Origin of the sequence: Streptomyces prunicolor (assembly GCF_045162825.1) — a bacterium.
Taxonomy (GTDB): domain Bacteria; phylum Actinomycetota; class Actinomycetes; order Streptomycetales; family Streptomycetaceae; genus Streptomyces; species Streptomyces prunicolor.
In genome coordinates, this window is the sequence record NZ_CP108676.1 from 5160506 (window position 1) to 5172963 (window position 12458).

General features: G+C 64.3%; 5 protein-coding genes and 2 rRNA genes. 2 read left to right on the top strand and 5 right to left on the bottom strand.

Annotated elements, in window-relative coordinates:
• Positions 1-61: 61 nt before the first annotated feature.
• The 3 genes from OG588_RS23625 to OG588_RS23635 all read right to left on the bottom strand — a co-directional run bounded on the left by OG588_RS23625 (position 62) and on the right by OG588_RS23635 (position 6222).
• A 23S ribosomal RNA gene (locus OG588_RS23625) occupies positions 62-3184 on the bottom strand.
• A gap of 315 nt (positions 3185-3499) precedes the next feature.
• Positions 3500-5027 (bottom strand): 16S ribosomal RNA (locus tag OG588_RS23630).
• Together the 16S and 23S rRNA genes form the textbook arrangement of a ribosomal RNA operon.
• Positions 5028-5691: 664 nt before the next feature.
• The gene (locus OG588_RS23635; RefSeq protein WP_405949045.1) at positions 5692-6222 is read right to left on the bottom strand and encodes a MarR family winged helix-turn-helix transcriptional regulator; all 531 of its coding nucleotides are present in this window, start codon (positions 6220-6222) and stop codon (positions 5692-5694) included.
• Between the two features lie 89 nt (positions 6223-6311).
• Here OG588_RS23635 and OG588_RS23640 point away from each other — a divergent pair, with 89 nt between their 5' ends.
• On the top strand, positions 6312-7628 hold the full coding sequence (locus OG588_RS23640; RefSeq protein WP_405949046.1) for an MFS transporter: 1317 nt from the start codon (positions 6312-6314) through the stop codon (positions 7626-7628).
• Between the two features lies 1 nt (position 7629).
• On the opposite strand, the gene OG588_RS23645 is transcribed toward OG588_RS23640, so the two are convergent.
• Together OG588_RS23645 and OG588_RS23650 are read right to left on the bottom strand one after the other, a co-directional pair.
• A complete protein-coding gene (locus tag OG588_RS23645) occupies positions 7630-9288 on the bottom strand; it encodes a SpoIIE family protein phosphatase (protein WP_405949047.1) in 1659 nt (552 codons plus the stop codon).
• Between the two features lie 255 nt (positions 9289-9543).
• Positions 9544-10911: an NAD(P)/FAD-dependent oxidoreductase gene (locus OG588_RS23650; RefSeq protein WP_405949048.1), complete on the bottom strand. Its 1368-nt coding sequence runs from the start codon at positions 10909-10911 to the stop codon at positions 9544-9546.
• Positions 10912-11288: 377 nt separating this feature from the next.
• Between OG588_RS23650 and OG588_RS23655 the strand changes: the two genes are divergently transcribed.
• Complete coding sequence (locus tag OG588_RS23655; protein WP_405949049.1) at positions 11289-12059, top strand: TetR/AcrR family transcriptional regulator; 771 nt, start codon at positions 11289-11291, stop codon at positions 12057-12059.
• Positions 12060-12458 lie beyond the last annotated feature (399 nt).

Consider the following 12458-nt stretch of genomic DNA (forward strand, 5'->3'; position numbering starts at 1 on the left):
GGTGGCCCCGGGCATGGGGTTGTTCGTGGTTTCAGAACCAACACAGTGGACGCGAGCAACTGAGGACAAGCCCTCGGCCTATTAGTACCGGTCACCTCCAGCGGTTACCCGCCTTCCAGATCCGGCCTATCAACCCAGTCGTCTACTGGGAGCCTTAACCCCTCAAGGGGGTGGGAACACTCATCTCGAAGCAGGCTTCCCGCTTAGATGCTTTCAGCGGTTATCCCTCCCGAACGTAGCCAACCAGCCATGCCCTTGGCAGAACAACTGGCACACCAGAGGTTCGTCCGTCCCGGTCCTCTCGTACTAGGGACAGCCCTTCTCAATGTTCCTGCGCGCGCAGCGGATAGGGACCGAACTGTCTCACGACGTTCTAAACCCAGCTCGCGTACCGCTTTAATGGGCGAACAGCCCAACCCTTGGGACCGACTCCAGCCCCAGGATGCGACGAGCCGACATCGAGGTGCCAAACCATCCCGTCGATATGGACTCTTGGGGAAGATCAGCCTGTTATCCCCGGGGTACCTTTTATCCGTTGAGCGACGGCGCTTCCACAAGCCACCGCCGGATCACTAGTCCCGACTTTCGTCCCTGCTCGACCCGTCGGTCTCACAGTCAAGCTCCCTTGTGCACTTACACTCAACACCTGATTGCCAACCAGGCTGAGGGAACCTTTGGGCGCCTCCGTTACTCTTTAGGAGGCAACCGCCCCAGTTAAACTACCCATCAGACACTGTCCCTGATCCGGATCACGGACCCAGGTTAGACATCCAGCACGACCAGACTGGTATTTCAACGACGACTCCACCTGAACTGGCGTCCAAGCTTCACAGTCTCCCAGCTATCCTACACAAGCCGAACCGAACACCAATATCAAACTGTAGTAAAGGTCCCGGGGTCTTTCCGTCCTGCTGCGCGAAACGAGCATCTTTACTCGTAGTGCAATTTCACCGGGCCTATGGTTGAGACAGTCGAGAAGTCGTTACGCCATTCGTGCAGGTCGGAACTTACCCGACAAGGAATTTCGCTACCTTAGGATGGTTATAGTTACCACCGCCGTTTACTGGCGCTTAAGTTCTCAGCTTCGCACACCCGAAAGTGCACTAACCGGTCCCCTTAACGTTCCAGCACCGGGCAGGCGTCAGTCCGTATACATCGCCTTACGGCTTCGCACGGACCTGTGTTTTTAGTAAACAGTCGCTTCTCGCTGGTCTCTGCGGCCACCCCCAGCTCACGGAGTAAATCCGATCACCGGTGATGGCCCCCCTTCTCCCGAAGTTACGGGGGCATTTTGCCGAGTTCCTTAACCATAGTTCACCCGAACGCCTCGGTATTCTCTACCTGACCACCTGAGTCGGTTTAGGGTACGGGCCGCCATGAAACTCGCTAGAGGCTTTTCTCGACAGCATAGGATCATCCACTTCACCACAATCGGCTCGGCATCAGGTCTCAGACTATGTGAGTGGCGGATTTGCCTACCACTCGTCCTACACCCTTACCCCGGGACAACCACCGCCCGGGATGGACTACCTTCCTGCGTCACCCCATCACTCACCTACTGCAGGTCTGGTCCGTCGGCTCCACCACTTTCCATTCCCCGAAGGGTCCGGAACGGCTTCACGGACTTAGCATCGCCTGGTTCAATGTTTGACGCTTCACAGCGGGTACCGGAATATCAACCGGTTATCCATCGACTACGCCTGTCGGCCTCGCCTTAGGTCCCGACTTACCCTGGGCAGATCAGCTTGACCCAGGAACCCTTAGTCAATCGGCGCACACGTTTCTCACGTGTGTATCGCTACTCATGCCTGCATTCTCACTCGTGAACCGTCCACCACTAGCTTCCGCTGCGGCTTCACCCGGCACACGACGCTCCCCTACCCATCCCAGCGGGCGTTGGCCCTATTGCTGAAATGACACGACTTCGGCGGTACGCTTGAGCCCCGCTACATTGTCGGCGCGGAATCACTAGACCAGTGAGCTATTACGCACTCTTTCAAGGGTGGCTGCTTCTAAGCCAACCTCCTGGTTGTCTCTGCGACTCCACATCCTTTCCCACTTAGCGTACGCTTAGGGGCCTTAGTCGATGCTCTGGGCTGTTTCCCTCTCGACCATGGAGCTTATCCCCCACAGTCTCACTGCCGTGCTCTCACTTACCGGCATTCGGAGTTTGGCTAAGGTCAGTAACCCGGTAGGGCCCATCGCCTATCCAGTGCTCTACCTCCGGCAAGAAACACACGACGCTGCACCTAAATGCATTTCGGGGAGAACCAGCTATCACGGAGTTTGATTGGCCTTTCACCCCTAACCACAGGTCATCCCCCAGGTTTTCAACCCTGGTGGGTTCGGTCCTCCACGAAGTCTTACCTCCGCTTCAACCTGCCCATGGCTAGATCACTCCGCTTCGGGTCTTGAGCGCGCTACTGAATCGCCCTATTCGGACTCGCTTTCGCTACGGCTTCCCCACACGGGTTAACCTCGCAACACACCGCAAACTCGCAGGCTCATTCTTCAAAAGGCACGCAGTCACGACGCATTGAGTAAACTCAATGCGCGACGCTCCCACGGCTTGTAGGCACACGGTTTCAGGTACTATTTCACTCCGCTCCCGCGGTACTTTTCACCATTCCCTCACGGTACTATCCGCTATCGGTCACCAGGGAATATTTAGGCTTAGCGGGTGGTCCCGCCAGATTCACACGGGATTTCTCGGGCCCCGTGCTACTTGGGTGTCTCTCAAACGAGCCGTTGATGTTTCGACTACGGGGGTCTTACCCTCTACGCCGGACCTTTCGCATGTCCTTCGCCTACATCAACGGTTTCTGACTCGTCCTGTCGCCGGCAGACGACAGAAGAGAGATCCCACAACCCCGTATACGCAACCCCTGCCGGGTCTCACACGCATACGGTTTGGCCTCATCCGGTTTCGCTCGCCACTACTCCCGGAATCACGGTTGTTTTCTCTTCCTGCGGGTACTGAGATGTTTCACTTCCCCGCGTTCCCTCCACATACCCTATGTGTTCAGGTATGGGTGACAGCCCATGACGACTGCCGGGTTTCCCCATTCGGAAACCCCCGGATCAAAGCCTGGTTGACGACTCCCCGGGGACTATCGTGGCCTCCCACGTCCTTCATCGGTTCCTGGTGCCAAGGCATCCACCGTGCGCCCTTAAAAACTTGGCCACAGATGCTCGCGTCCACTGTGCAGTTCTCAAACAACGACCAACCACCCGTCACACACCACTCACGCGATGTTTTACCGGGGTCGGCACTGAAGGCAGCTTGTTACAGCCGTGCCCTCAGACACCCAACAGCGTGCCCGGCACCGTCGTCACTCGAGGTCAGCTTTCCACGCTCCGAAGGAGCAGTACTTGCAGCCCGAGATGACGGACAGTGCCGAATAATCAACGTTCCACCCTTGAGCAACCACCGTCGAACGTGTGCCGACGTAATGGCCCTGGACCACTGAGCAAGCTCAGCGGCCTAGATGCTCCTTAGAAAGGAGGTGATCCAGCCGCACCTTCCGGTACGGCTACCTTGTTACGACTTCGTCCCAATCGCCAGTCCCACCTTCGACAGCTCCCTCCCCACAAGGGGGTTGGGCCACCGGCTTCGGGTGTTACCGACTTTCGTGACGTGACGGGCGGTGTGTACAAGGCCCGGGAACGTATTCACCGCAGCAATGCTGATCTGCGATTACTAGCAACTCCGACTTCATGGGGTCGAGTTGCAGACCCCAATCCGAACTGAGACCGGCTTTTTGAGATTCGCTCCACCTCACGGTATCGCAGCTCATTGTACCGGCCATTGTAGCACGTGTGCAGCCCAAGACATAAGGGGCATGATGACTTGACGTCGTCCCCACCTTCCTCCGAGTTGACCCCGGCGGTCTCCTGTGAGTCCCCGTCACCCCGAAGGGCACGCTGGCAACACAGGACAAGGGTTGCGCTCGTTGCGGGACTTAACCCAACATCTCACGACACGAGCTGACGACAGCCATGCACCACCTGTACACCGACCACAAGGGGGGCACTATCTCTAATGCTTTCCGGTGTATGTCAAGCCTTGGTAAGGTTCTTCGCGTTGCGTCGAATTAAGCCACATGCTCCGCTGCTTGTGCGGGCCCCCGTCAATTCCTTTGAGTTTTAGCCTTGCGGCCGTACTCCCCAGGCGGGGAACTTAATGCGTTAGCTGCGGCACCGACGACGTGGAATGTCGCCAACACCTAGTTCCCACCGTTTACGGCGTGGACTACCAGGGTATCTAATCCTGTTCGCTCCCCACGCTTTCGCTCCTCAGCGTCAGTAATGGCCCAGAGATCCGCCTTCGCCACCGGTGTTCCTCCTGATATCTGCGCATTTCACCGCTACACCAGGAATTCCGATCTCCCCTACCACACTCTAGCTAGCCCGTATCGAATGCAGACCCGGGGTTAAGCCCCGGGCTTTCACACCCGACGTGACAAGCCGCCTACGAGCTCTTTACGCCCAATAATTCCGGACAACGCTTGCGCCCTACGTATTACCGCGGCTGCTGGCACGTAGTTAGCCGGCGCTTCTTCTGCAGGTACCGTCACTTTCGCTTCTTCCCTGCTGAAAGAGGTTTACAACCCGAAGGCCGTCATCCCTCACGCGGCGTCGCTGCATCAGGCTTTCGCCCATTGTGCAATATTCCCCACTGCTGCCTCCCGTAGGAGTCTGGGCCGTGTCTCAGTCCCAGTGTGGCCGGTCGCCCTCTCAGGCCGGCTACCCGTCGTCGCCTTGGTGAGCCATTACCTCACCAACAAGCTGATAGGCCGCGGGCTCATCCTGCACCGCCGGAGCTTTCAACCCCCACACATGAGTGCAGGAGTATTATCCGGTATTAGACCCCGTTTCCAGGGCTTGTCCCAGAGTGCAGGGCAGATTGCCCACGTGTTACTCACCCGTTCGCCACTAATCCCCACCGAAATGGTTCATCGTTCGACTTGCATGTGTTAAGCACGCCGCCAGCGTTCGTCCTGAGCCAGGATCAAACTCTCCGTGAATGTTTTCCCGTAATCGGGACCACACACACGAGAGCGGAACAGTCAGGCGGAATAAGCCCGACCGTTCACAGCGTCCTCGCTGTATGTTTTCTTCAAAGGAACCTCGTCCCAACCATCAGATGATGACTGGAGACGGGGTATCAACATATCTGGCGTTGATTTTTGGCACGCTGTTGAGTTCTCAAGGAACGGACGCTTCCTTTGTACTCACCCTCTCGGGCTTTCCTCCGGGCTTTTCCCTTCGGTCTTGCGTTTCCGACTCTATCAGACCGTTTCCGGTTCCGATTTCCTCGGTGCTTTCCAGGTTTCCGCTTCCGCGTTTCCCTTTCCGGCGGTTCCGACTCTATCAGATCCTTTCGGGCCTGACTCCCAGTCAGAGTGGGCTGCCATCCCGGCCGTTGGGCCGTTCCGACGTCTCAAACCTTAGCCGATTCCCCCGGCGGAGTTCCAATCGAGGCCCAGTGACCTGATCGAACAACAGCCGAGCCCAAATCGAATTGAATTCGGGCACGCCGAAATCAATCCCGTTGGGAGATCGTGCGGTTGGTTTGGTTTGCCGCTGTCGCGGCGGAGGTGCTGCCGGAGAACCGTTACGGCTCGGCGGCAACCCGAAGAACTTTACGGATCGAGCAGGGGGATGTCAAGCACCCTCTGTCAAGATCTTTTATTCGAGGTCGCTGAGCCGACCGCCGGCATCCGGCTGGGCGTGCTCCACCCTACGCAGCAGGCGGGTCAGGACCTCTCCGAGGACCGTGCGCTCCACCGGGGAGAGGTCCTGGAGGAGGTCCTCCTCGAAGACCGCCGCCATGCGCATCGCCTCCAGCCACTTGCCGCGACCCTCGGGCGTCAGCTCCACGATCACGCGGACGCGGTTCGACTCGTCCCGCGCTCTGGTCACCAGGCCCTCCGCGACCATGCGATCGATCCGGTGGGTCATCGCGGCCGGCGTCAGGCCGAGGCGCTTGGCGAGGTCGCTCGGGCCCATCCGGTAAGGGGCGCCGGCGAGGACGAGGGCCTTGAGGACCTCCCAGTCGGCGCTGCTGATGCCGAGGTTCGCGGTCTGGCGGCCGTACGCGACGTTCATGCGGCGGTTCAGGCGGCCCAGGGCCGAGACGATCTTCTCGACCTGGGGGTCGAGGTCCTTGAACTCGCGCTGGTAGGCGGCGATCTGCTCGTCGAGTGTCGGTTCGCCCATGGACGGCAGTATCGCACGGGGTCGCTTGGCGTTGAAGTCCTTCTAGATGTACTGTTTAGCTTCGAAGTCTTCGGCACTAAGAAGTACCGATGGCGACCAACTACCTGATTGAGGTGACCGTGACCAGGGCGATGGGCGCAGCGATGCGCCGGATCCATGTGGGAAACGCACTCAGCGCGTTCGGGCTCGGCTTCACGGTCCCCTACCTGTACGTCTATGTGGCGCAGGTGCGGGGACTGGGGGCCATGACGGCGGGTCTCGTACTCGCCGTCTTCGCCGTGGCCGCGTTGATCGTGCTGCCGTTCGCCGGGCGGGCCATCGTCCGGCGCGGTCCCCGACCGGTTCTCATCGTCGCCCTGGTTCTGGCCGCCGTAGGGTCCATGAGTCTGGGGCTGGCGGGGAGTGCGACCGCTGTGTTGCTGTCGGCTGCCGCGCTCGGGGCCGGGCAGGCCGTGATGCAGCCGGCGCTCGCCACGATGATCGTGGACTGTTCTACGGCGGACACGCGCTCGCGTGCCTTTGCCATGCAGTTCTTTCTGCAGAACCTCGGGCTCGGTGTCGGCGGGCTCATCGGCGGTCATCTGGTCGACACGACCAGCGCGTCCTCGTTCACGCTGCTCTTCGGGATCGAGTCGGCGATGTTCCTGGTGCTCGCCGGGGTGATGGCGACCGTGCGGATGCCGCATTCGCCGGCCATCGGGGACGCTCCCGCGCAGTCGTCCGCCAAGGGTGCCTGGAAGCAGTTGCTCGGCAACCGGGCCATGGTGCAGCTGAGCGTGCTCGGCTTCGTGCTGTTCTTCGCCTGCTACGGGCAGTTCGAGTCGGGGCTGAGTGCGTATGGGGTTGAGGCCGCCGGTATCTCGACGTCCGCGCTCGGTACGGCGCTGGCCGCCAACACCGCGATGATCGTCGTCGCGCAGTTCGCGGTGCTGAAGTTCGTCGAGCGGCGTCGGCGCTCGCGGGTGATCGCGGCCGTGGGGATGATCTGGGCGCTGGCGTGGGTCACGGCCGGGTTCGCGGGGCTCGGGCATGGGAGTCAGGAGATGGCTACCGCTGCCTTTGTGTCGACGTATGCGCTGTTCGGGCTGGGGGAGGCGATGTTGTCGCCGACCGTCGCTCCCCTTGTCGCCGATCTGGCGCCGGAGGGGATGGCCGGGCAGTACAACTCGGCCTTCGCCCTCGTCAAGCAGCTCGCGTTGGCTGTTGGGCCCGCGGTGGGCGGGCCGCTCGGGGCTTCGCTGCCGGGGGCGTATGTCGTGACGTTCTTCTTGTTCTCGTTGGGGATCAGTCTGCTCGCGGTGAAGCTGGGGCGGCAGTTGACCGCCGTGCAGGATCAGCCTTGGCGGGCGAAGGGGAGTCTGGTCGTCGCTCGCGGGAGTGTCGAGCCGGTAGGAGTCGAGGCGTAGGTCACGCCGGGGCCGTCTTGGGGAGTACGAACTCGCACCAGACGGCCTTGCCGCCGCCCGGGGTGCGGCGGGAGCCCCAGTTCGAGGCGATGGTCGCCACGATCGCGATGCCTCTGCCCGACTCGTCGGCCGGTTCCGCTCGACGGCGGCGGGGGAGGTGGTCGTCGCCGTCCGTGACCTCGACGATGAGGCGGCGGTCGGTGCGGCGCAGGCGTAGGCGCATGGGTGGAGTGCCGTGCTGGAGGCTGTTGGCGACCAGCTCGCTTGCGGCCAGGACGCCGAGGTCGTGGAGTTCGGTCGGGAAGCGCCAGCTGGTGAGGACGCCTGAGGCGAACGCACGCGCGCGTGGGGCCGCTTCCACTCCGCCGAGCAGCTCTAGGGCCGCGTTGCGGAAGAGGTCGCCGGCCGGGCCGGTGCGGGCCGGGTGCTGGAGGACCAGGACGGCGACGTCGTCATCGTGGTCCGCGGTGACGCCGAGGGAGCGGACCAGGCGGTCGCAGACCACTTGGGGGGTGCCGGTGGCGCCGGCCAGGGCGCGCTCCAGGGAGGCGATTCCCTCGTCGAGGTCCTCGTCCCGGCGTTCCACCAGGCCGTCCGTGTAGAGGACCGCCGTAGAGCCGGGGCTGAGGGGGATCGAGCCCGAGGAGTGGATCCAGCCGCCGGTGCCGAGCGGGGGGCCGGTGGGTTCGTCGGCGCGTTGGACCGCGCCCGTCTCGTCGCGGACGAGGATCGGGAGGTGGCCTGCCGAGGCGTAGACCAGGCGGCCCTCGTTCGGGTCGAAGATGGCGTACACGCAGGTGGCGATCTGGTTGGCGTCGATCTCCGTGGCGAGACCGTCCAGGAGCTGGAGTACCTCGTGCGGGGGCAGGTCGAGGCGGGCGTACGCCCTTACCGCCGTGCGGAGTTGGCCCATGACGGCCGCCGCTCGGACGCCTCGGCCCATGACGTCGCCGATGACCAGGGCGGTGCGGCCGCCGCCGAGGGTGATCACGTCGTACCAGTCGCCGCCGACCGCTGCCTCGGTGCCGCCGGGCTGGTAGGTGGCGGCGATGCGGAGGTCGTCGGGTTCTTCGAGTTCCTGGGGGAGCAGGGAGCGCTGGAGCGTCACTGCTGTTTCGCGTTGGCGGCGTTCGCTGGCGCGGAGGCGTTCGGCGGCCTCGGCGTGGTCGGTGACGTCGGTGGCGAAGATCAGGACGCCGCCCTCGGCGCTGTCTGCGCTCTCGGCCACCGGGGTGCAGGTGAACGTGTACGAGCGGCCGCTGGGGGCCTTGCGGGACTTGAGGGTGCGGGGCTTGCCGCTGCGCAGGACCTGGTCGAGGAGCGGGAGCAGGCCGAGTTCGTCGAGCTCTGGGAGGGCCTCGCGGGCCGGTGCGCCCAGTAGGCGGGTGCCGAAGGCGGCGGCGTAGGCGTCGTTGACGTACGCGATGCGCTGGTCGGGGCCGTGCACGAGGGCGACGAGGGCCGGGACGCGGTCGAGGACCTCGCGGACGGGGAGGTCCTCGACGGCGGGGACCGGCGGCGGCTCGTCGGTGAGCTGCTCCGCGCGGGCCGCGGGTACGGAACCTTCTCCCCGCCGGTCCGGGGTGACCGTGTGGTCGGTCCGCGCTGCGGCGCGGCGCTGCGTTCCGGGGAGCCGGGCGCTCCAACGCGTGAAGTTCACGAATCCTTGCCTCGTGTAGATGTCGTCGGCCGGTTCCGGACCCTGCCGGGGGGCCGGGGCCGCGCGGCGGGAGCCGCATATCGGTCGCGGCCCCCGGGGTGCAGCACAGTGGGGAGAGCCTCTTGGGTGGGACGGGAGGGCACGGGCCCGCCCGACGTCGTGGACAAGTCCGGTCCGTGGACCAGTCTGGCAGTGTGGCGGACCCGGTCGATATTCGTCAGACGCCGGGGCCGCCGGTGGAGTTCCTCGGTCCGGTCAGTTCGACCCCTTCGGGTCGTGTGGAGGCTTTCCACCGGCCGCGAGTTCGAACTCCGCCCGTGGATGTTCGAGTGAACCGAGAGAAACGATCTCCCTCTTGAAGAGCCCCGCCAGCGTCCATTCGGCGAGCACACGGGCCTTGCGGTTGAAGGTGGGCACCCTGCTGAGGTGGTAGACGCGGTGCATGAACCAGGCAGGGTAGCCCTTCAGCTTCCGTCCGTAGACCTGCGCGACGCCTTTGTGCAGTCCCAGGGAGGCGACCGAGCCGACGTACTTGTGGGCGTACGTCTGGAGGGGCTCGCCGCGCAGGGAGTGCGCGATGTTGTCGCCGAGGATCTTGGCCTGGCGTACGGCGTGTTGGGCGTTGGGGGCGGTCAGAGTGCCGGGTTCGCCGGCCGTGACGTCGGGGACGGCTGCCGCGTCTCCCGCTGCCCACGCGTGCGTGGCGCCGTCGATCGTCAGCTCCGGGGTGCATTTGAGGCGGCCGTGCGCGTTGAGCGGGAGGTCGGTGGCGGCGAGGACGGGGTGGGGCTTCACGCCGGCCGTCCACACGAGCGTGCGGGTCGGGAAGCGCTGGCCGTCGCTGAGGACGGCGACGCGGTCGGCGCAGGATTCGAGGCGGGTCTCCAGAAGGACCTGGATGTTGCGGCGGCGCAGCTGGGTGACGGTGTAGGTGCCCATCTCCTCGCCGACCTCCGGGAGGATGCGGTTCGTGGCCTCTACGAGGATCCACTTCAGGTCGTCCGCGTCGACGTTGTGGTAGTAGCGCACGGCGTAGCGGGCCATGTCCTCCAGCTCGCCGAGCGCCTCGACACCGGCGTAACCGCCTCCTACGAAGACGAAGGTCAGCGCCGCGTCGCGGATCGCGGGGTCGCGGGTGGAGGAGGCGATGTCCATCTGCTCGATGACGTGGTTGCGCAGGCCGATGGCTTCCTCGACGGTCTTGAAGCCGACGCCGTGCTCGGCGAGACCGGGGATCGGGAGGGTGCGCGCGATCGAGCCGGGGGCCAGGACGAGTTCGTCGTACGCCAACTCCTCGGTGCCGGTGCCCTCTTCCTCGGTGGCGAGGGTGCTGAGGGTCGCGGTGCGCTTGCCGTGGTCGATGGCGGTGGCCTCGCCGATGACGACCCGGCAGCGGTCGAGGACGCGGCGCAGTGGGACGACGACATGGCGGGGGGAGATCGAACCGGCGGCGGCCTCGGGGAGAAACGGCTGATACGTCATGTAAGGGTCGGGGCTGACGACGGTGATCTCGACCTGCCCGCGCTTGATTTCACGTTTCAACTTCTTCTGAAGGCGCAGGGCTGTGTACATCCCGACGTAGCCGCCACCGACAACGAGAATGCGCGCGCGTTCCTTCACCATCCCATGACGCACCCGGCGCTGGAGTTTGTCCACAGCCTCGACAAATTGTGTGACCGGCGGCGGAGGGCGCGCGCGGGCGCCGGAATTGCCGTCGCGGCGAGCAGGTTCGCAGGTCAGTGGGGGTGATGGGGGTGGTGTCCCGGGGTGCAATCGGGGCGTATGCGACCCGTACTCCGATCGGGGGGCGCTCCGTGCGGAACCTGCCCCTTCTGAATTGACCCCCTCTCAACTATGTTCGTGTGTCGACGGGGTGAAGGGGGATGCGCTCAGCGGGTCCGCGAAGAGCGAGGCTCGCGAACCGGGCTTGTCTCACGATGCTCCGGCTGCCGATGGCGGGGAGTCTCCGGGGGGAGACGTCATTAACCGGGGGAACGTGTATGCATATTCAGGATTCGCATTGGACATCCGCGTCAGCCATCGCAACCGGCGGCGCGGTCGGAGCGGCGGGAAACGGACGCGGGGACTCCTCGCGGACGACGCCGTTGCGTGTGGACGCACAGCGCAATCTGGAACACGTGCTGCGGGCGGCGCGTGAGGTCTTCGGCGAGCTGGGTTACGGCGCGCCGATGGAGGACGTGGCGCGACGGGCGCGGGTCGGTGTCGGCACGGTGTACCGGCGCTTCCCGAGCAAGGACGTCCTGGTGCGCCGGATAGCCGAGGAGGAGACTTCCCGGCTGACCGACCAGGCACGTTCGGCGCTCGGCCAGGAGGACGAGCCGTGGTCGGCGCTGTCGCGCTTCCTGCGGACGTCGGTGGCCTCGGGCGCGGGGCGGCTGCTGCCGCCGCAGGTGCTGCGGGTTGGCGTCGCCGATGAGGGTGAGGGTGCTGCCCTCCTCGACGAGGCGCGGGTGCCGCAGCAGCGGACGCAGCCGGGTACGGGTGAACTGCGGCTGGTTCCGGAGGAGTCGGCGGGGTCTTTGGGCTCCGGGGACTACGACGCCGGGGCGACCGCGCTGCTGGAGGTCGTGGGGCAGCTGGTCGATCGGGCGCGGGCTGCGGGGCAGTTGCGGGCGGACGTGTCGGTGTCGGATGTGCTGCTGGTGATCGCTACGGCGGCGCCCTCGTTGCCGGATGCTGCGCAGCAGGCGGCGGCGTCGGCTCGGTTGCTGGATATTTTGTTGGAGGGGTTGCGGTCGCGGCCGTTGTGAGGGTGGCGGGGTGACTCGGCGGTAGGGCGGCGTGACGCGGCCCTCGGTGGTTCGGCGCCCGGTGTTGGTGTGGGCGTCTTCTGGGGGCTGCGCCCCCAGGCCCCCATCGGCCTGAACGGCCTCGTCCTCAAACGCCGGACGGGCTGATTGTGTGGGCCTGCGCCGAAAGGTGCCGGCCGCGCTGAATAATGCCGGCCTGCGTTGAGAGGCGCCGGACGGGCTGATGGCGTGGGCCTGCGGCGAAAAGGTGCCGGACGGGCTGAATTTGCTGGCCTGCGCTGAAAAGTTGCCGGACGGATAGACCGTTCCCGGTGACTCGAATAGGTGACTGTGGGGCGGGGGTGCCTTGGTGCCCCCGCCCCACATGACACCGGGGAACGTTCCGGGCATTTCAGTCAT

What these genes read in the sequence shown, in the direction of transcription:
- OG588_RS23640 (WP_405949046.1), top strand. Translation starts at nt 6,312, where the DNA reads ATGGCGACCAACTACCTGATTGAGGTGACCGTGACCAGGGCGATGGGC.
- OG588_RS23635 (WP_405949045.1), bottom strand. Translation starts at nt 6,222, where the DNA reads ATGGGCGAACCGACACTCGACGAGCAGATCGCCGCCTACCAGCGCGAG.
- OG588_RS23650 (WP_405949048.1), bottom strand. Translation starts at nt 10,911, where the DNA reads ATGGTGAAGGAACGCGCGCGCATTCTCGTTGTCGGTGGCGGCTACGTC.
- OG588_RS23655 (WP_405949049.1), top strand. Translation starts at nt 11,289, where the DNA reads ATGCATATTCAGGATTCGCATTGGACATCCGCGTCAGCCATCGCAACC.